The organism is Paenibacillus sp. 32O-W (genome assembly GCF_007679495.1).
Classification (GTDB): domain Bacteria; phylum Bacillota; class Bacilli; order Paenibacillales; family NBRC-103111; genus Paenibacillus_L; species Paenibacillus_L residui.
This window is the reverse complement of the sequence record NZ_VEGP01000004.1, coordinates 31371-51436: the sequence shown is the minus strand read 5'-3', so window position 1 is coordinate 51436 and position 20066 is coordinate 31371. Positions and strand designations below refer to the sequence as shown.

Here is a 20066-nt window from a genome sequence, read left to right as displayed (position 1 = left end):
ACAAAATGTTCCAGCAGCCCTTACGGCTTCTAGGTCAGATGGGCAGAGCCCGCTCCAAGCTCATTGAACGCTTTGAGCAAAGTATATCGGTCGCGAACCCGGTGAGCTTCCCGCATACTGCGCTGCAGCAGCTCGCTGCCGATGCCCAGCTCCTCCGGAGCGGTCGGCCCTTCCATTCGTCCGAGCAATTCCCGCAGACGATCGGGAGACGGAATTTCGCTGATCCGCTTGCGGATGTCTTCCCAGCGGGCAAGGATCCTATCTCCCTTAACCAAATCCGTGCTTTCCAAACCGGAGCGAAGAGGAAATTCACCGCACGAGCCAAGCTTGTGATAGAGTGCGGAAATCTCCATGCTCGCCACTCCGATCTTCGCTCCGTGCAGCAGCTGCTTCTTTCCAAGACGCAAATATTCCATTTCCCAATAGTGGGATAAATGATGCTCCGAGCCGGAGGCCGGGTGCGATTGTCCGAATAGCTGCATGGCCAATCCGGATTGGATCAGCGAGCTCATTAGAATCTGGATGCCTTCCTCGCTTCTTCTGGCGATTTCTTCTGTATGGTCAACACAGGCGGATAATGCTTCCGCGGTTATCTCTGCCGCTGCCGGACAGTAAGGCTCGTCTGCTATCCAGTGAGAAAAGGTCCAGTCGAACAAGGACGTATATTTGCCCAGCATGTCGCCATAGCCCGCGGCGATCAGTGCAGCCGGAGCCTTGGCCAGAACCTCCAGGTCCGCGAACAGGGCGACCGGTGCTCCGGCCGGAATCGTCTTCTTCTCCCCCCGGATCAGAATCGGGGCTCCTTTGGAAGTAAAGCCGTCAACGGATGGAGCCGTGGGAACCGAAACGAAAGGCTTGTTCATTTTACTGGCGATCCATCGGACCATATCATGAATAGTGCCTGCCCCCACTGCAACAAGAATGTCATCGTCCGGCGAAATCTCGAGCATCACTTGAACGAGCGCCGCCTCATCCGCCACCACATCCCCCTGCCGATCAGGCTTAACCAGACATAGATGACAATCTATCCCCGCTGCAGACAAGCGGTCCATCAACTGTTGGCCCGCCGCCTCACAGGTATGGTCATCGGCAACGATAACCGTTCGCCTCCAGGAGTTTTCTATTAAATAGGGAGCTACATATTTTAAAGCACCCGCTTCGATCATGATTGTCTCCAGTGCCAGCGGATGATGATTCCCGCACGTACATCCGGCAGCTTTCCGGCGGATCGCTTGTTGAATGGTTTCCATCTGTTTTCCTCTTTTCCTGTTGAATCTCATAGAACAGGTAATATTGTATCATTTTTTGATCGTTGTTTACGTCATTGCAGCAAAAAAGTATGACCAATTGTTGCACAATATTTGTCATTCGCCGGCCTTCGACTATTATCCCCTTAAGGCAGGGTTTTGTCCATTTCACTGCCACGACCGCTGAAAAGCATGCAAATCTGCACGCTTTTGGCTGGTTAGCTCCATGTCCGCAGCAAAGCCTGAAAAAATACATCTTTTTTCTCGTTCCAGGGGTAATCGGGTGATTTGAGACCGAAATTGATGTATTATCGCAGGCTTTTCTCACGAGCGGTATGAATCGCTTCAAAATTGATGCATTATCGCAGGAAATTCACCTTCGGAACGTATCCGCCCGCACTCCAACGGAGTCGGTTGTCTAAACCTTCCTCTAAGCGCGGTCGCTCATCATGACATTGCTTCGATATTGGCTTAACCATTACTTCGCGAGAGTTACCCGGGACTTTTAGCCAATGCAAAAAAACAGGAAAACAGCGTTTCGGACTGAAACCGCTGCTTTCCCTAATTTACGTGCTATTGAGCTTTCTCAGGCATAAATTATGCGGAAAAATAGGCCATCTGCACACAAACCGGCTTGGGAACCGGAACGGAGCTGCCGGTAAACGTCAGCTTGCCGCTCTCCCGGTCCACCCGGAATACCGTCAAATTATTCGTATCCCGATTAGCCGCGATCAAGAAATCTCCGTCGGGGGTCAGCGCGAAATGGCGGGGATGCTTTCCTTCGGTCGATACATGTTCAATCAGGGTCAGCCGGCCGGATTCTCCATCAACGGAATAGACCGCTATGCTGTCATGTCCCCGGTTCGAGCCGTACAGGAAACGGCCATCCCGCGATATTGTAATTTCGGCACATGTATTTTCCCCATGGTAATCCGCAGGCAGCGTCGGAACGGTCTCCATCGGCTGGAGCTTCCCCGTCGAAGCATCGTAACGCAAGGAAGTGATCGTCGAATCCAATTCGTTAATAACATAGGCATATTTGCCTTCCGGATGGAAAACGAGATGACGGGGCCCCGCTCCCGGATGAATTTCTGTCTCGCCGATATGTACCAAGGCTTCCTTCACCTTATCGATGCGGTAAGTCATAATGCGGTCGAGGCCTAAATCCGGCACATAAACATATTGTTCGTCCGGGCTGAAGAAGGCCGAATGAGGATGGGGCTGGGTCTGGCGTTCGGGATGAACGCTGCGGCCTTCGTGCTGCTTCGTATCGAGAAGCTTGCCGACGGTTCCGTCCTCGTGAAGAGAGAGCAGGCCTACCTTCCCTCCGTGGTAGCTGGCTACAACCAGATAACGGTCCTCCGCATCTCTCTGAATATGGCAGGTTGGAGAATCAACCGTAGCAGCCTGATTCAGCCGGGTAATCGTTCCTTGCCGGGGGTCAATGCCGAACGAAACAGCACCTCCCGAACGTCCTGCGGCGGTCTCGGTTTCTTCGATAGAATACAGCTTTAACCGTTCGGCATCGAGGTTTAAGAACGTCGGGTTCTTCAACCCCGCCGCTTGATCCAACAGAGCCAGCTTCCCTGTAGTGCTGTCGAGAGAATAAACGTACACCCCGCTATCTGAAGCTTCCGCATAAGAGCCGACAAAAACAAGCATACGAGCCGAGTTGGCTGTCATTGTATAACTCCTCCTCTTCCTGATTGACCAAAGTACTTTACCTTCACAACTATATTTAATGTACACTTTTCCAACCGGGAAGACAAATTTCGATATGCGTTGGATATCCAGGGACCCAGACAAGCATATTTTAATAGAATTGTTGCAGACCAATTATAATCTTCGACAAGAAAACGGGATCTGAATCTTCCTCTTGATGCCGCTTCATGTTGGAGTTATCGTCAGGCGTTGCTTGCAAGATTCGGACCTCCCCTTGGCTCATCCGTCACCGCAACGGAACTCTGCAGCCTTATTTCTTTCATCAGGCGTCTTTATAGTATACAACGGAACTGAGCGCCTCTATTTGAGCAATCAGAATCAAAATACTCGCAATTTGAACGCAATAACGTCTCTCCGTTCCGTAAGATTTCGAACCTGACCCTTTTTCGCCCAATAACGTCGCTCAGTTCCGTAAGCCCCCCCGCCTATGCTTCGCAGACTCGTGCCAACCATTCAATAGATAGGTCCGATATCGTCTATTTCATCCCACATCCCACGCCACCTTATCAAAACGAAGTGGAACCACCCATAGCCCCAAAGATTTTATATTTAAAGCTCCTACCGGACCTTTTCGAAGATAAATAGCCCGGTATTAGCGGAAGCTTTTTATGTCAAAAGGAATTTTTCTTTTACACCGTATTAACGCTGAAAGAACTTATTCGGCACTGAGAATTCCACCGGGAACGGTGAAGAGCAGACTACATAAAGCTCGCAAGACAATGAGAAAAGTATTGGAGGTAGATTCCCCATGAAGGACGCGGATTGGGAGCGATTGCTCAAACAATCTTTAGCTTCCACAGCTGAGCCCGAAGACAAGTTGAATGAGAGCCTAATCCATCAATTAAAGGAGCGCAGTCAGATGAAGCATAAATATAGAAAAAGATTATCCGCTGGATTATTAGCCGCTGTATTGCTGCTAGCACTGTCCGTATCGGCTTATGCAGCCGCTCAGTTATTCAGCGCCAAGCAAATCGTCGACCATTTGGGCGATAAGCTGTTAGCGGATGCGTTTGAGAGCAAAGATGCCATTCAAATTAATCAAACTAAAACTTCCGGAGACTATCGTTTTACGCTGCATGGTCTCGTTTCGGGGGCAGGTCTTAGTGAATTTCCCCATTCCGCGGAGGAAATATATCCTGGCCGGACATATGTGGTTGTATCGATAGCGAGACAGGATGGCAAGCCGATGCCGGATACTCGTGATCCTGAATATGGCAAGGAGCGGTTCTTCGTTTCGCCGTTGATCAAAGGCCTGAACCCAGGGCAGTTTAACATCGCTTCCATGAGCGGCGCATACAGCGAGACCGTTATAGATGGCGTCATGTACAGACTCCTTGAATGCGATCAGGTGGAAATATTTGCAGACAAAGGTGTGTATTTGGCGATCAGCAGCGGCACCACGTTTTATAGCATCAAGGCGTTTAGATATGACGAAATTACAGGGGAAATCCAACCTAGAGAAGACTATCCCGGCGCCGCGGTGCTGTTCGATCTCCCTCTCGACGCGGCAAAAGCGGACCCAGTCAAGGCGGAAGCTTATTTGGAATCACTTTTATCGTCTTGGAGAAGTAACGAACGCTACACCGATGCAGAAGAAGAATGGGGAAACTGGATGAGAGATTTTAAGGCCAAGATACGTAACGGCGAGAGGATCGGCGAAACTATTCCCGAATCCGTGAAGGAAGTAAGCTATGACGATGCGGGAAATATCATTTATACTTTTGACGATGGTCGGAGCACTACGGAGTCTCCTGAGCAGTTGTTCGAGGAAGGACAAATTGGTTTTTCGGATAGACGGCTCTCCATCAGCGGGGGGGCTGACGATATCTACAGGGCGGTGCTATTCCACAGGGACGAAAACGGAGTGATTACCGGCAGAATCATTGTATTGGATGAAGAGCCTCCATTCCCGAAATCTCATAACCCATAAAGCTTAATTTGTTATTCAATTGATCTTGAGGTTAATTAACATTTTTTCCATTCTACTGAAAATAGCCGGGAAAACCTTCACTAGAATCAGCTATTTCAGTTAAGGGCTTGCTGAACAACACTCCCCTTCAGCAAGCCCTTTCCCTTTAATTCTATGAAATTAAATCGGGTCCACCTGCACCGCCGCCTGTTTGCCGCTGAGCTGAATCCCCGTCTTCCTGCGGCCCGCCGCGCTTAAATCCTTCGTCAATTCCTCCAGCAGCTCCTTCGCCTGCGGACCTTCCTTCCCTTGAATGCGCACAACGAGCCATACCGAATGGCCTGATTTCAGCATTCGCTCCGCCTGCTGCTTTTTCGTTTCGTAATCATGTGCTTCTATTTTCGGAGTCAGCCGAATTTCCTTGAGCTTGGGCTTCTGCTCGCGTTTGCGTTCCTGCTGTGCCTCCTGCTTGGCGGCTCCCGCACGAATTAATCGGCAGGGCGGGGGACTACTCATTAAAGAGGTGCATACGAGATCCACCTTCAGCTTTCTGGCCATGGCCAGAGCTTCAGATGTTGCAACGATGCCCAAGTCCTCTCCATCCACACCGGTCAGATGAACCTCGGCGGCTTTGATTTTTTCATTTTTAATCATTGTGAATCCACCTGTACTTTCGCTATAATGAACCCATATTACCGCCTGGAAGGGGATTTTTCAATGGGCCGCAAAGAGATGGAAGAGCAAATCATCGCCAATTATGAACGGGACGAGCAAATGATGATCCTTATATTCGCCCAATGGTGCATCAACCACGACCTGGATCCGGTAGAGCTATACCTGCGGGCCTATCCTGATCAGGCTGCCAATCCTGCTCTGCAGCAAGCGTTGGAACTAACCGTGCCCAAGGAAGAAGCCGGAGATATTCCGGATGATACTTTGCTCGGCGTGTTATCCATGTTCGGCAACGACGATTTAGCCTTCGTGGTCACCGAGGAAATCGGCAAAGCGAAGCAAGCGGGACGGAACTCGCTCCATCGCTGAATGTTCTTAAACCAAGTTGGCATAGGGAATTTAAGCAGGCCCTGTTTCACTTTTTTTAAAAAACGCGCGCCAATCGGAACGCATTGGGGCGCTGTATGGCGGCGGTTAGTCAGACACCATGATCATAACCGGTATGAGGCTAACGAATAGGTCCAACCGGATAATTATTTTTGCCTCAAGCCGCCTCCAAGACTGGAGACTCGTGGCGAACGCAACGATTCAATGGGAGGGAAATGGGATTGGAGAAAATCAGACTTAGAGCCGCCGCTTTAATTATTGAGGAGCAATCGATCCTGCTCGTAGAGTTCAGAAATGAGCAGGATGACGGAGTTCACTACAATCTTCCGGCGGGAGGAGTGGAACCCGGGGAAACGCTGGTTGAAGCCGCTATTAGAGAAGCCAGAGAGGAGGCTTCCGTTGATATTGACGTTGGCCCGGTTGCCTTCGTCTATGAATATCAGCCGGCCAAGAACAACTACATTTATGGGGATGTTCATTCCGTTGGTATTACCTTCGCCTGCCGGCTTAAGGACGGCTCTGTTCCCCGTCTCCCGGACCGTCCCGACTCGGCCCAGACAGGTGTTAAATGGGTACCGTTATCGGAATTGGGCTCTGTTCAGCTATACCCGGAAATTGCGGATGACATTCTGAATTATTGCAACGGACACGACTATCGTAATTACGTCGAGGAGCACCAAATACAGTTGGAGAGAGGGGGAAACGATTAACATTCACCTCTAAGTATCGGATGCAAAAGGAAAGCTGGGCCGACTGACGGAATCAGCTTCAGCTGATTTCAATAAAAATGGTCGCAAAGACCTGCACTATTGCTCGTTTTTTTCGCAGATTGTCGGCGATGTGTCAGCTTTAAGTTAGCACTTACTAAGAGATAAGTTGAACCCGACATTACATAGCCCCTCATCAATGTCATCGCGCGCGCCTCTCCCGGCGCGCGCTGCGGCTATGTATGGCGGATCTTCAGATCCCATACTAATATCCGATTGACATCGCATCATCGGACAGTCCCCCTGGGACCCCGATACGACCCATTATCGCATCGTCGGACAGCCCCCGGGACCTTCACGACCCATTATCCTTCCTCCGCCGCCCGCGACAGAGCCTTCAAATCTTTCATGATGCCCGTCTCATCCTTGCCGAAATAATCATGAAGCTTTAAATAAACTTCATACAGCTTGTCGTATACCGGCCGGTGCTCCGGAATCGGCTCGTATACCTCCGTCTTGCCGGCAGCCATCTTCCGAATGGCGTCCTCCATCGTATCGTAGCCGCCTTCTGCCGCCCCGGCCGCTACCGCACCGCACATCGCCGCGCCCAGCGCTCCGATTTCGTTGGACAGAGGCACTTGAATGCTGCGGCCGGTAACATCCGCATAGATTTGCATTAGCAGCCGGTTCCGCTTCGGCAGCCCTCCGGCCGCATACAATTCGGTTACCTCGATCCCGTTCGCCTCGAACGTATCGATAATTTTGCGCGTACCGAAGGCTGTAGCCTCCAGCAGCGCCCTGTAAATCTCCGCGGGACGGGTGGACAGAGAATATCCGACGACCATCCCGGTCAACCCGGCATCCATCAAGACCGAGCGATTGCCGTTCCACCAATCCAGCGCCACAAGTCCGGTTTCCCCCGGCAGATAAGAGCCGGCCTCCTGTTCGAACCGTTCATGAACGGATAATGACTCTACGCCGTTCGCCGAACCGGGTAATGGAGGAACGCCATTCTGAACGAACCAGCCGAATAAGTCGCCAACGGCCGCCTGACCGGCTTCATAGCCGTAATAGCCCGGTATGATGCCATCCTTTACTACGCCGGCCACTCCCTGAACGAATTTCTCCTCGGGAGACATGAGCATATGGCAGGTTGACGTTCCCATTACCATGACCATAACCCCGGGTTCATAAACTCCCGAACCGGGAACCGCGGCGTGCGCGTCAATCATCCCCGCGGCTATGGCGGTGCCGGGCCGAAGCCCGATTTCCCGTGCTATTTCCGGGCCCAAGCCCCCCGCTCTATGGCCTACCGCAACGACCTCGCCCCGCAGCTTCGTGTCGGCGACACGCTCCAGTTCGGGATGAAGCTCCCGCAAATAATCGGCAGGAGGGAATCCGTCGTGCCACATCCCCTTGTAACCGGCTCCGGCGCGGTTGCGCACCCAACGGCCGGTTAATTGATAAACAATCCAGTCGGCCGCTTCCACGAACCGGTCCGTGCGATCATATAGATCCGGGGCCTCGTTCAGCACCTGCAAAATTTTCGGCAGCATCCATTCGGATGAAATTTTCCCCCCGTACCGCTGCAGGAACGGCTCCCCACGCTGCGCCGCAAGCTCCGTAATCCGGTGTGCTTCCTCTTCAGCGGCATGGTGCTTCCACAGCTTCACCCAGCAGTGCGGGTGCTCGCGAAGCTCCTCCTTGAAGCATAGAGGCGTTCCCGATTCATCGACCGGAATCACCGTGCAGGATGTAAAATCAATACCCAATCCGATCACATCATCGGGGCTGACCCCGGATGACCGCAGCACAGCGGGAATTCCTTCTTTAAGAACTTGAAGATAGTCGCCCGGATGCTGAAGCGCCCAGTCCCGTTTCAGCTTCACACCTGTATCGGGCAGGACGGAAGTAATGACACCGTGCGGATATTTGACGATATGTACCGCCGCTTCCCTTCCGCTGCCGGCATCAGCCAGCAGGACCCTTCCCGACTCCGTCCCATAGTCGATCCCTATAACATACTTGCCCATGACGTCCCTCCTTACTTATAAAGCGGCCCGAAAGCCGCGCAGGCCCGATAATCCGCCCCGACCGGCTCGGCTTCTCCGAAGGCGGACCACGCACTAGGCCTGAAAATCCGCTCCTCCGGCACATTATGCATCGAAACCGGAATCCGAAGCATGGATGCCAGCGTAATCAGTTGGCCTCCAATATGCCCGTAGCTCAAAGCACAGTGGTTGGAACCCCAATTATACATGACGGAGTACACATCTTTAAACGCTCCCTTCCCGGTAAGCCTGGGAACAAACCAGGTGGTCGGCCAGGTCGGATTGGTCCGCTCCACCAACACGGAGTGAATGTCATCCGGTACATCCGCCGTATACCCTTCCGCAAGCTGCAGAACAGGACCGAGGCCCTTCACCAGATTGAGGCGGGCCATCGTTACCGGCATGCTCCCAGCCGTCACAAACTGTGAGGAAAAGCCGCCTCCCCGGAAAAAGTCGACGGCCGGACACCATTCCGTCGCCTCCAGACATGCCCGCATCTCCTCCTCCGTTATTTCCCAGAACGGCTTCATGACCGGATGGCCGTCGGCCTGCTGGCGGCCGGTACCGTCCAAAGAGGCGGCACCCGAATTGCTCAAATGAATCATCCCGCCGGCCGTCAGCCCTTCAAGAGTCTTTCCGGTCACCCGCCGGACCGCCTCCGGACTCCAATAAGTTCTCACATCGGCGAAGATTTGTGCCCGATCCGTAAGCAAATGCCCGAACAGCATCGTGACCGCGTTCAGTGAATCGTTTTCCGTAGCAAACATATAAGGCTGCCGGATTCCGTCCCAATCGAACGAACTGGTCAGAATCGCTTCCATAAAGTCCCCGTTAGGGAAATAATCCGTCCAAGCGCGCTGCCCCTGGAAGCCCCCCGCAATCGCATTATGTCCAAGCGCTTCCTCGCCGTAACCGAGCGACGCCAGCTTGGGATTGCCGGCCATCAAATCTTTGGCGATCAGAGCCATTTTGACGACAAACTGCCAATCCTCATCCTTCTGGGCACGTGTTCTTCGCAGAGAATCCGGGTTGACATCCCTGCCTTCCCTGCAGTGTCTTTTTACCCAATCCAGTGCCCGCTCATATTCCTCGGGGTCAAAAATATTCATCTGGATGCGCCGGACGAACTCGCTCATGTCGACATATTCGTTTCTCATGCCCAAATAATGTTGGAAAAAGTCCTCGTTAACGATGCATCCGGCAATTCCCATCGATACCGTCCCTATGGACAGATACGATTTGCCCCGCATTTCCGCAACCGCTAGGCCGGATTTGACGAACTGCAGCAGCTTTTCCTGAACGTCCTCCGTAATGGTCGTATCATCGATATCCTGAACATCCTTGCCATAGATCGTGAAGACCGGCAGCCCTTTCTGATTATGCGCGGCGCTTACGGCAGCCAGATAAACCGCCCCCGGGCGTTCGGTGCTGTTGAAGCCCCAGACCGCTTTCGGCATCAGCGGGTCCTGATCCATCGTTTCGGTTGGATAACACCAGGAAGGAGTGACCGTGACCGTCAGCCCGACACCGTTCCGGGCGAATTTCTCGGCCGCTTGAGCGGCTTCTGCCACTCCTCCAATACAATTATCGGCTATAACGCATTCCACGGGCAACCCATTCGAATGCTTCAGCTTTTGTGAAATTAAAGCGGCCACCGACCTGGCCATTTCCATCGTTACATTTTCCAGTGATTCCCGAATTCCGCCCCGGCGCCCGTCGACAACCGGACGAATGCCAACCTTGGGCATCTGCCCATTCAATCGATTTTTAACGGATATGCTCATCGTTATGTCCTCCTATCGGATTTGCTCCCGAATTATATTTATATAGAAAAACCTTCGTTCACTCTGCAGCCTTTTCGTGCAAAACCACCTCCTTACATTCGTTCCATGGCCATGATCGTGATGACAAGCACAGGAATCCCGGATAATAGGTAATCGTTTACCTTGATTCAGTAAAAAAAGGACGGTCATTGTTTACCTAAAAAACAACCTGATTTCCCGTCCGATTTTTTGCTGCTTTTTTTTACCCTATTGGCTGTTGTTCTCAGTTCCTTCCATAATCGGTTTGAAAATTTCCTTATAGGGGCCGGTTCCCCCATTTAACAGCCGGTCGCACAAAATACGGCCTGCCGCCCGGCCCATTTCGTAAGGCGATTGCCTGATCGAGATCATATCGGGCCACAGCAGCTCCGCAGCCTCTACTTGACCGTAGGAAGCCAGGATGAAATCCTCCTGCAGTCGGCACCCCCTCCGGACCAATTCCAGCATCAGGCCATAAGCCATCGTGTTGTTGAAGCATAGCAATGCTGTGGGCCGCTGGCTCAGTTGCAAGAAATAACGGGCTGCCTTCTCGCCGCTTTCCTGGGTGAAAGTGCCGTAGAACTGCAGCTCCTCCTCCACCGGGAATTGATAATGCCGCATCGCTTGAAGATATCCGGCATAGCGGTCGGACCCCGTGCTTACATTGGATGGACCGTGGATCACCCCAATCCGCTTGTGTCCTTGTAGTATGAGGGACTCTGTAAGCATATAAGCGCCGCGAATGTTATCCTCCTGGATAAGATCGATGGAGTCGTCCTCTTCCTCCAGCCTTCGGTCGACCAGAATAACAGGAGTGCCGGAAGCCTGGATACTCCGAATCAACTCGTCATTGGCGCCCGATGTGGCCAGAACAAGCGCATCCACTCTTTTTTTGTACAGAACCTGCAGCAGCTCGCGTTCCTTATCCGGCGATTCGTCTCCACTGCCGAAGATCAGGTTGTAGCCCTTGGAATGCACCTCATCCTCTATTCCTCGCGATATTTTCATAAAATACGGATTGGATATATCGGGAATAACGATGCCGATCGTATTGGTTTGCTCCATCTTCAAGCTCCTGGCGACCGCATTCGGCTGATAATTCAGCTTCTTGACAGCGGTATAAACCCTTTGCTTGACCTCTTCCGTCGCGTATCCCTTACGGTTAAGAACCCTCGATACAGTGGCTATGGAGACTCCGCTTTCCTTGGCCACCTCTTTAATGGTTATTCTGCTCACTTGCCTTCATCCGTCTCCCATCCAGTAATCGTTTACACAATTTTTTATAAAAAAGCCCGTCAACAACCCGGCCTTCATTATTTTCGGATAACGCTCTTGTTAAAATGTAAACCTTTTATATGAAAATAATATAAATGCCGGTTTTTGACAAGACTTTTCTGTTCTACACAGGAAAAACGGTCCGATCAGCCCATATTTAAGCAAATCGAACCGTTCCTAAGGCTTCCGATGTCCGCCTATTCTTGGCAGCCTTCTCTGTACAGAGACTCGTTTTATAACAGGTGAGGCTGCCGGGTTTGTTCAAATATAAGAAAGTATAAGTTTTCATCTATACCTGTTCTTGTATTTCATCGGTAAACGCGCCCGTCCTAAGAACGGCGATAGCCGTTTATCCTTGACTCATACCAGTATCCGGTCAAGCCTTGTTCCAATCTCAGGAGCGCTTCCAGATAGTAATAATCGCCCCAGATCATGAAATCGTCAGGCCCCCTTCCCCCGCGAACATGGTAGGATCCGTGCTTGATCAGGCCTTCCGCCTCAGGCATGGCCATCGTCGAATAATTTTCGACCAGCGACTCCATCGTCCGCCGCACCGCCTCCCCGAATTTGGCCCGTTCCGGATCTTTCTCGTCCAGATGGGAAATTAGTTCAAGCAGACCGGCAGCGGCAATGGCCGAAGCCGAGCTGTCCCGCGAGGTGTCCTCGTTGACAGGTACATCGAAATCCCAATAAACGACCTGGTCTTCCGGAAGCCGCTCGATGAAATAATCGGCCATCCGTCTGGACGTTTCCAAATACAGCGGATTTTTCGTATAACGATAGGACAGGGCGAATCCATAGATTCCCCAAGCCTGGCCGCGCGTCCACGTGGATCCGTCATGATAGCCTTGATGCGTGCCGCCGCCGATTGGAGTACCATCCTCGGAATTGAAATAGAACGTATGGTAGGAAGAATCATCTCCCCGCACCAGATAACGCCGGCTCTTATCGGCTTGGATGATGGCGGCGTCCCGGTACCCGGCATCGCCGGTTTGTTCGTACGCCCAATACAGCAGCGGCAGATTCAACAGGCAGTCAATGATGATCCGGCCGCCGTTCCGGGGATCTCCCTCCGGTCCCCAGGCTTGAATATATTGTCCGCGGGGTCGCCAGCGTTTCATCAGCTTGTCCGCGGCGCGAAGCGCCAATTGCCGGGCCTCCTCGTCCTTTTCTACGATCCAGCCCGCTTTGGCCGACAAGGAGTACAGAAAGCCGATGTCATGGTGATCCAGAAATAGATCTTTATCCAGACGCTCGCTGAAGCTCCTTACTTGCGCCCGGGCCGCCTCCCGGAAAAATTCATCTCCCGTATATTGATAGCAAAGCCAAATCATGCCGGTATAGAATCCATCGATCCAATCGTTGTTTTCTTCCCATTGGTAGCGGCTTTCTCCGCGCGCGGAAAGCTTCCGGTCCGGCTGCTTGTCGATAATATGGGGAAACCTCAACCCATGCTTCTCGATATTTCGTCTCGTTTTTAATACTGCATCCTCAATCGCTTGCTTCCACATTGATCAGGCCACTCCTATCCTATTTATATATTTAAGGCAAGAATTCGCCAAAGCTCGCAAATCCGTCAGCTTCTCGGCTGCAGAATAAGCTCCAGCGGCTCTGCATCCTTACAGTCTAATTCGAGCACAGTCTGCCCGCCTTCGGAGGACACGATCCGAATCCGGGGATCCGTGGAAGCCGTCTCCCATTCCCCTTCAATCGTCAGCTTCATCGTGTGCATAATACTCTCCGAGTGCTGCCAACTGCGCGAATAGATGCTCACTTCCTTTTGTACGCCGTTCTCGTCATATTGATCTTCCTCGATCCCTTCATACAAACGCAGATCGGGATCGACTACGCTCATAACGAGCCGGTCTCCCTCCTGGCGGGTCATGACCATTGACGGAGTATCCACGGCACGGATCAGCCCCTGATTCACTTGCTCGCTCGCTTCAAACAGGGCATATCCGGTAATTCCCGTGGCCCGGTCCTGCACAATATGCGCCATGCGATCCTGCTGCAGAACGCGGTACGGGGCCTGTTCCGGATCGGCCATCGCTTCCGCGAAGGCGGCCATTCGGTCGGCATCCGTATTTACCTGGACGGCATATTGGTACTTGCCGTTCTTCGGCGCCTTACCGTGTTCGATCCAGGCCGTCGCGAATGTTCCGGAAGTATCAGAGTCATCCTTCTGATGCTTCGAATGCTGCTCCGATCGCGTCATGGCAATGGTCTGGCCGGCCGGGACGTAATAGCCGTTGGCTTTGTTGTCGACCAGCCAGGCGTCCCGAGTAAGCTCGTGGCGCTCCTCATACGGGAACTCGGTAATGGCCCCTTCCCCGGACATCCAGACCGGGTCCGCAGTTTCCGGCATATGATTCTGGAACAAGGTCGTCTCCGTAGGAAACTCCCGGTTATCATTCTCGATATCCGAACCGAGCGCTACGATCCGGTCGTCGAAGAAGAAGTACGACTTGCGGGCACGGTGAGACCCGTCATATTTCGGGTGCTCATGAAGCTTCATCGCGAACATTCCGTTGCGACCCTCCAGACTTAACCCGCCCGAATACGTCTCATCGGACAACAGCATTTCCTCAAACCCGCTGAAGCGGTCCACGTTGCGGACATCGGAGCGAAGCCGGTCCAGCGGCAGATGAATGGTCGTCGTGCCCGGCCAGCGGTTCCAGTCCCAGCCTTCCTGCACATATCCGCTGTCCTTGTGATTGACCGGAGCGCCCTGACCCATGATTTGCAGTTGGCCGTATGACATGTATCGCCCGTACAGATTGGCGTCCAGATAAGTTTCATTTCCCCATAGATAACGGCTGTACCCTTTGACTCCTACCAGCCAATGATCCCGGCGGTGCAAACCGAGACTGGCATAATTCATCGCCCAATGTCCGTTCGGATCCGGCTCGGCTGCGATGCCCAACGCCCGGAACTGGCGGACGGTCGCATCCTCTTTATCCGCCAGCCGCAAGTAAGCGGCCGCCACGTCGCGGTCCACCGGCTCGCTGCCGTCCGGGGACCCGGCCAGAGCCATGTAGCGGAAAGGCGGAACAACCAGGGCACCCTTGCCGTCCGGATGCCGGCCGGAGATGCTGATCAGCCACTGCGTCTTGTTGGAGTACAGGCGCATGGCAAGCAGGGCTTGCTTCAAGGTCTCGTGCGCATCCTCCTCGACACGGAACGGAGTGCCGGACAGGACATACATGATCGGGGTCACTCCGTTGAAAGCATCCTTGGCGTAAGCCGGATAATGATTCGCGTGATGATAGGCCGAGCCGTCCTTCTTGAACGCCGGCTCCAGTCCTTTGGCCGGGCGAAGCCCCTTCGACAGCCAGGCGGAGAAGCTCTGCAGATCCCGCACCTTGGCCGGTGCGTCCTCCTGCACGAGTATGCTGGCCAGCATGCCGTTAAGCGTCGTGTTGAGGATGTCGATATTGCCCTCCACCTGCTCCGGCGGCATGTACATTTTTCCGGCACCGCTCAGCCAGAACAATGACTTCTGCGTCCGTTCGAGCAGACCGGCCTCCCTTAGCACATCCCGCATCAAGAAAGCAGAGGAATAAAATCCACGTATGTTATAGCCCAGATGATGCATCGTTCCCTGGCCGCTGCCGTAATTCCAGCCCTGATCGGCCAAATGATCGGCGAGATCGATATACATTTGACCCAGTTCCTCACGCAATGCAGGTTCTTCGGCGGACAGGTACGTATTGGCGACCAACTGCATGAAATCGGTAAAGGCTCTCAGATCGACGGTGTTGTTCAACTGCTTGAAAGGCTCCTTCAGCTCTTTGGGAACCTGGTCGAAATGAGGCATAAAAAGCGAGCCCCCCCGGATCGCGCCGTCTTCGCGCACCATTCCGAACGCAGCGTATTTGCTGCGGATGTCGGCCAGCAGTGCTTCCGTAATTTTCTGCTTCTTAAATACGAGCTCGGTAAACTTGCCCTCCAGGGCGCGGAATGCGGCCAGGTCCGCTTCGTTCACGGCTGCCGGCGGCTCCGGAGGCGTCTGCTGCGAATAATGCAGGAGCCCCAGCCAATGGGCATTGGCGGCCTCCATCACCCCCGGGTTGACGAACGGAACCTGCAAATCCGGCGTATGATGCCGCGGGTCGAGCGGAGTGGACAGCATCATGGAATCGAAATACAGGGTCCCCGAGCCGGATTCGGGAGCCATGACGGTCATCCGGTTCATCGCGGGATGAGGAGTTCCCTCCATATCGCGCTCGAACGATACCCAGGCGGTCCGCCAGCCGCTGAAATCCAGCTTCATCTCGAACCAACTGTCCGCTTTGTTGCCTCTCCCGAACTGGAAGGTGATTGTATCGTCTTTCGGCTCTTCGTTATAAACCCAGACGACGAACGTCCGGATCGACTGGTCGCGGTCGTTCGGAACGAACGGCCGAAAGCCGATTTTCTCTTTCGCGACCAGCCTGGACCCGCTCTCGTAATCCCAGCGAAGCGAATGGCCCCCGTCCTTGGCATGGCGGGCGCTCACTTCCAGCTTGCCCCCGCCTTCCGCGGCAAAGCTCTTGGGGACCCCCTTCTCGAACGTGAAGAGCGGAATGCCCATCGCCGCAGCCTCCTGCTCCAGCCTCTCGGCGAGCGGCAGACTGCTCTCCGCCTGCATGGCGCCCCCGGCCGCCGCCATCACCTGCTGCGGACTCGAAGCCAATGCCTCGGCCGGCCAGGCTGACGGCACCAGCATTGCCGCTGCGATCGGCAGGGCGATAAGCCTCCGCCAGCGATTCAGCCCAGATTCGGATAACGGCAGCGCCGGCACGCGATGCAAGCCGTTTCCCTTGCTCTGTTCCTGCTTCAGTCGATCCATTCTTTGACCGCGAGGTCGTGTCATCATCAACATTCCCCTCTCTTTTTCGGTATGAAATCGCTATCAAAAATGATTTATAGGAACGCCCTGTACAGGGCGGATTCCACTGAAGTATTGACGGTCAGTCCAGAACAAACGGATCCTGCGTGCGCTGCAGGTACTTCCGAAGCTCCTCCTCCAACCGGGCAGCCACCGGCGACTCCGCTGCGCTTGAGAGGCGCTCCGGATTAAGCTGGTACGGATCGGCATCGTTGTCGTACAGAAGCCGCTCCGTCCCTTCCCCTGGCGAATAGCCCCGGTTCACGACATAGGTGTACCGTTCCGTGCGAACCCCGCGCCAGCCATACTGCTTATTGTCGAGACCCGCCCGGGCGAATTGCTCGAGCACATCCTTTCTCCCGGGTACGGCCGCGAGGAAGGCGGACGACGGCCGGTTCCCCTCCGTTCCGAGCAGCGATCCCGAGACATCCGTCCCCTCGACCGTATCCGGAATGGCAATACCTGCGAGACCCAGCAGCGTCGGCATAATATCCGGGCTGTTAAACAGAACATCGGTCGTTCCCGGCGCCATCCGGTCCGGCCAGCGAATGACGCACGGAATCCCGATCGATTCCTCGTGCCAGGAATGCTTCGCCATCAGACCGTGCGCCCCCATCAGCTCGCCGTGATCCGAGGACAGCACGACGATCGTATCCCGTTCGAGCCCAAGCTCCTCCAGCGCGGCAAGCAGCCGGCCGAACTGCTCATCGATCCCCGTTACCGCTGCATAATAATCGCGCATATACTGCTCCAGCTTGTCGCGGCCGGCTTCGAAGGGCTCTCCCGTGTGCGCCTGCAGCGTATCGTACCGGACATTAGGCCGGAACGGTACCTCCCGGTCCCGATAGATCTCCTTGTACTTGTCCGGGACCAGCTCGAACGGGCTGTGCGGCGGGTTCCATGACAGGAACAAGGCGAATGGGCGGTCCCTATCCAATCGGCGCATATAATCGATCGCCACGTCCGTTTCGTGCTCGCAAGACCACTGCGAGACCTGGATCATCTCCGGGGTGTCCCTCCAATAGTGGGGCTCCAGATGATGGTCATAGGCTCCGTAGGAATACCAGAAATCGAAGCCGTGCCGCTTCGGTCCCGGCGGAGTGTAGGCATCCCAGTGCCTAGCGCCCGATTCGGGCTCGTCCGACACATTCTGCTCCGGCAGGTCCAGATGCCATTTTCCGATGTAACCGGTCTGATATCCCGCTTCCTTCAGCACATCCCCGATGCCGATCTCCTCCGGGCGCAGCATGAGGTCCGCACCCAGTTTGCAGTTAGTATAAACGCCGGTGGACAGCGGATATCGTCCGGTCATGAGCGCCGCGCGGTGCGGCGAACAGAGCGGGGTGCTGGACAGAGCGTTGCGGAAGACAAGGCTCTCCTGCGCGAACCGGTCGATATGGGGCGTCAGCACCGGGTCCTCTCCGGCGAAGCCAACCGCCTGCCGCCGCCATTGATCGGCAAATACGTACAATATATTAGGGCCTTTGGCAGCCATATCATCCCTCCTGATCCGATAGTGACATGTTCGGGGGTCAAGTAGCGTTTTTTCCTTACAATCAGCCTTTAACTGCGCCTGCCGAGATTCCTTCGATAAAATGATCCTGAGCGAGGAAATACACGATGATCGTCGGGACGATCGCCGATACCGCAGCAGCCATAAGCGGGCCGTATTCGGTGCTGTACTCGGTTTGGAAATGCTGCATTCCGAGCTGAAGCGTGAACAAGCTATCCGAATTCAAGTAAATGAGAGGCCCCAGGAAATCATTCCAGGAATGCATGAAAGTAAAAATGATCAAGCTGGCGATGGCCGGCCGGGTAAGCGGCAGTATAATCCGCAAGTAAATGCCGAATTCATTCAAACCGTCGATGCGCGCCGCTTCGGACAGCTCCTCCGGAATCGTCATGTAGAACTGCCGGAACAGGAACACCCCGAACGGGCTGAACGCGCCGAGCAAAATAAGCGCCCAATGATTATTGACCAGACCTAGCTCCTTCATCAGCAGGAACTGGGGAATCATCATCACCTGATACGGAATCATCATCGTGGCAAGATACAGCAAGAACAGCTTGTCGCGTTCCGGAAACCGCACCTTGGCAAAGGCGTAAGCCGCCATCGAGCAGGTAAACACCTGTAAAACGGTCGTGATTCCGGCAATTTTCAACGTATTCAGATAGTAAGTAAGAAAGGGAACCTTCGTCCAGACTTCAACATAGTTGCTCCAATAAAACTTGCTTGGAATCCACTGGATCGGAAACCCGAAAATTTCCGCCTCGGACTTGAGCGATGCCGAAATCATCCAGAGAAGCGGGACAATCATGGAGAGTACAACCAGGATCAGAAAAATGTACAACAGAGCTTTGCGAATTCGCGGCAGCGCTCTTCCGCTTCGGCGTGCGGATCCGAGGCCCGGCGACGGGGTCAAAACAGTATTCATGCGCTATTCACCTCCGGTGGTTCAATAATGGCCCCATTTCTTCTGGCCGCGGAACTGGATCAGCGTAATGACTAGAATAAGCGCGAACAGGACATAGGCCATTGCGGAAGCATAGCCGAATTCGTATCTCTGGAACGCCGTATAATAGATGTCATACACGAGCACCCGGGTCGAACGACCGGGGCCGCCTTGCGTCAGCATGAAGATAAGGTCGAACACTTTAAAGGAATTGATGATCGCCATAATGACGGTAAAGAAAATGACGGGCGACAGCATCGGCAAGGTGATGTTTTTGAATTGCGAGATTTTGCCGGCTCCGTCGATTTCCGCCGCCTCGTACAAATCTCTGGGAATGCCCTGCAATCCGGCGAGATACAGCACCATATAATACCCGACGGAATGCCAGATGCTGACGATAATGACCGACAGAAGCGCCCATTTCGTCGAGGACAGCCAGCCCGGCGCATTCTCGATCCCGATGCTGTGCAGGAATCCGTTGATCGGTCCCATGGTCGGGTTGAACAGAAGCTGCCAAACGACCGCGATCGCGATGGTCGAAGTGATATGCGGCAGAAACATAGCCGTCCGGAACCACTTCAGGCCGCGGATTCCCCGGTTCAAAGCCACTGCCGCGAGAATGGACAGGAATAGCGTTGCCGGAACGGAAACGACCGTCATCACCAGGCTGTTCCAGAAGGAAATCCGGAAGTTCTCATCCGACCATAACCGGATATAATTGTCCAATCCGATAAACTGAATCTTTCCAAATCCGTTCCATTCCGTGAAGCTCATCAAGAACGAGGCAATGACCGGGAACAGAATGAATATAAGAAAACCGAGGATATTCGGAAGGAGGAACGCATAACCGACTAATCTGGCGCGTCCTGCAGTCTGAAGCTTGCGCATTCTATCACTCCTTCATTTCTAAGAAAGGTTCGCAGACCTTCTTACGGCCATCGGAGCCGTATGCGTATAGCGGCTCCGATGAG

Annotated in this window: 14 protein-coding genes; 3 read left to right on the top strand and 11 right to left on the bottom strand. The window is 53.8% G+C overall.

Annotated features, from left to right (window positions below; genetic code table 11):
- Nucleotides 1-29: 29 nt before the first annotated feature.
- Nucleotides 30-1250 carry a sn-glycerol-1-phosphate dehydrogenase gene (locus FS806_RS02550; protein ID WP_144932864.1) on the bottom strand — a complete coding sequence of 407 codons (1221 nt, stop codon included), beginning with the start codon at nucleotides 1248-1250 and terminating at the stop codon, nucleotides 30-32.
- Between the two features lie 594 nt (nucleotides 1251-1844).
- Nucleotides 1845-2930 (bottom strand): lactonase family protein, encoded by a 1086-nt coding sequence (locus FS806_RS02545; RefSeq protein WP_144932862.1) that lies wholly within the window; start codon nucleotides 2928-2930, stop codon nucleotides 1845-1847.
- Nucleotides 2931-3828: 898 nt separating this feature from the next.
- Between FS806_RS02545 and FS806_RS02535 the strand changes: the two genes are divergently transcribed.
- Nucleotides 3829-4899, top strand: a complete 1071-nt coding sequence (locus tag FS806_RS02535) for a hypothetical protein (protein ID WP_222126578.1) — start codon at nucleotides 3829-3831, stop codon at nucleotides 4897-4899.
- 159 nt (nucleotides 4900-5058) lie between these two features.
- Here the strand turns inward: FS806_RS02535 and infC are convergent, their stop codons facing one another.
- Nucleotides 5059-5532 carry a translation initiation factor IF-3 gene (gene infC, locus FS806_RS02530; protein ID WP_144932858.1) on the bottom strand — a complete coding sequence of 158 codons (474 nt, stop codon included), beginning with the start codon at nucleotides 5530-5532 and terminating at the stop codon, nucleotides 5059-5061.
- A gap of 63 nt (nucleotides 5533-5595) precedes the next feature.
- Between infC and FS806_RS02525 the strand changes: the two genes are divergently transcribed.
- The gene (locus FS806_RS02525; RefSeq protein WP_144932856.1) at nucleotides 5596-5919 is read left to right on the top strand and encodes a hypothetical protein; all 324 of its coding nucleotides are present in this window, start codon (nucleotides 5596-5598) and stop codon (nucleotides 5917-5919) included.
- Between the two features lie 239 nt (nucleotides 5920-6158).
- A complete protein-coding gene (locus FS806_RS02520) occupies nucleotides 6159-6647 on the top strand; it encodes an NUDIX domain-containing protein (RefSeq protein WP_144932854.1) in 489 nt (162 codons plus the stop codon).
- A gap of 362 nt (nucleotides 6648-7009) precedes the next feature.
- Here FS806_RS02520 and FS806_RS02515 read toward each other — a convergent pair whose 3' ends face one another.
- The 8 genes from FS806_RS02515 to FS806_RS02480 form a co-directional block, all read right to left on the bottom strand.
- Nucleotides 7010-8677, bottom strand: coding sequence for a ribulokinase (locus FS806_RS02515; protein WP_144932852.1), 1668 nt, complete (start codon nucleotides 8675-8677; stop codon nucleotides 7010-7012).
- Nucleotides 8678-8688: 11 nt separating this feature from the next.
- The gene (locus FS806_RS02510) at nucleotides 8689-10479 is read right to left on the bottom strand and encodes an L-fucose isomerase (RefSeq protein ID WP_144932850.1); all 1791 of its coding nucleotides are present in this window, start codon (nucleotides 10477-10479) and stop codon (nucleotides 8689-8691) included.
- Nucleotides 10480-10725: 246 nt separating this feature from the next.
- Nucleotides 10726-11733 (bottom strand): LacI family DNA-binding transcriptional regulator, encoded by a 1008-nt coding sequence (locus FS806_RS02505; protein ID WP_144932848.1) that lies wholly within the window; start codon nucleotides 11731-11733, stop codon nucleotides 10726-10728.
- A 368-nt stretch (nucleotides 11734-12101) separates the two neighbouring features.
- Nucleotides 12102-13283, bottom strand: a complete 1182-nt coding sequence (locus tag FS806_RS02500; protein WP_144932846.1) for a glycoside hydrolase family 88 protein — start codon at nucleotides 13281-13283, stop codon at nucleotides 12102-12104.
- Nucleotides 13284-13348: 65 nt separating this feature from the next.
- Nucleotides 13349-16630 (bottom strand): chondroitinase family polysaccharide lyase, encoded by a 3282-nt coding sequence (locus tag FS806_RS02495; RefSeq protein ID WP_144932844.1) that lies wholly within the window; start codon nucleotides 16628-16630, stop codon nucleotides 13349-13351.
- Between the two features lie 94 nt (nucleotides 16631-16724).
- The gene (locus FS806_RS02490) at nucleotides 16725-18137 is read right to left on the bottom strand and encodes a sulfatase family protein (RefSeq protein WP_144932842.1); all 1413 of its coding nucleotides are present in this window, start codon (nucleotides 18135-18137) and stop codon (nucleotides 16725-16727) included.
- 61 nt (nucleotides 18138-18198) lie between these two features.
- On the bottom strand, nucleotides 18199-19077 hold the full coding sequence (locus tag FS806_RS02485; RefSeq protein ID WP_144932839.1) for a carbohydrate ABC transporter permease: 879 nt from the start codon (nucleotides 19075-19077) through the stop codon (nucleotides 18199-18201).
- Between the two features lie 21 nt (nucleotides 19078-19098).
- Nucleotides 19099-19983 (bottom strand): carbohydrate ABC transporter permease, encoded by an 885-nt coding sequence (locus tag FS806_RS02480; RefSeq protein WP_144932837.1) that lies wholly within the window; start codon nucleotides 19981-19983, stop codon nucleotides 19099-19101.
- Nucleotides 19984-20066 lie beyond the last annotated feature (83 nt).

What these genes read in the sequence shown, in the direction of transcription:
- FS806_RS02550 (WP_144932864.1), bottom strand. Translation starts at nt 1,250, where the DNA reads ATGGAAACCATTCAACAAGCGATCCGCCGGAAAGCTGCCGGATGTACG.
- FS806_RS02545 (WP_144932862.1), bottom strand. Translation starts at nt 2,930, where the DNA reads ATGACAGCCAACTCGGCTCGTATGCTTGTTTTTGTCGGCTCTTATGCG.
- FS806_RS02535 (WP_222126578.1), top strand. Translation starts at nt 3,829, where the DNA reads ATGAAGCATAAATATAGAAAAAGATTATCCGCTGGATTATTAGCCGCT.
- infC (WP_144932858.1), bottom strand. Translation starts at nt 5,532, where the DNA reads ATGATTAAAAATGAAAAAATCAAAGCCGCCGAGGTTCATCTGACCGGT.
- FS806_RS02525 (WP_144932856.1), top strand. Translation starts at nt 5,596, where the DNA reads ATGGGCCGCAAAGAGATGGAAGAGCAAATCATCGCCAATTATGAACGG.
- FS806_RS02515 (WP_144932852.1), bottom strand. Translation starts at nt 8,677, where the DNA reads ATGGGCAAGTATGTTATAGGGATCGACTATGGGACGGAGTCGGGAAGG.
- FS806_RS02510 (WP_144932850.1), bottom strand. Translation starts at nt 10,479, where the DNA reads ATGAGCATATCCGTTAAAAATCGATTGAATGGGCAGATGCCCAAGGTT.
- FS806_RS02500 (WP_144932846.1), bottom strand. Translation starts at nt 13,283, where the DNA reads ATGTGGAAGCAAGCGATTGAGGATGCAGTATTAAAAACGAGACGAAAT.
- FS806_RS02495 (WP_144932844.1), bottom strand. Translation starts at nt 16,630, where the DNA reads ATGATGACACGACCTCGCGGTCAAAGAATGGATCGACTGAAGCAGGAA.
- FS806_RS02490 (WP_144932842.1), bottom strand. Translation starts at nt 18,137, where the DNA reads ATGGCTGCCAAAGGCCCTAATATATTGTACGTATTTGCCGATCAATGG.
- FS806_RS02485 (WP_144932839.1), bottom strand. Translation starts at nt 19,077, where the DNA reads ATGAATACTGTTTTGACCCCGTCGCCGGGCCTCGGATCCGCACGCCGA.
- FS806_RS02480 (WP_144932837.1), bottom strand. Translation starts at nt 19,983, where the DNA reads ATGCGCAAGCTTCAGACTGCAGGACGCGCCAGATTAGTCGGTTATGCG.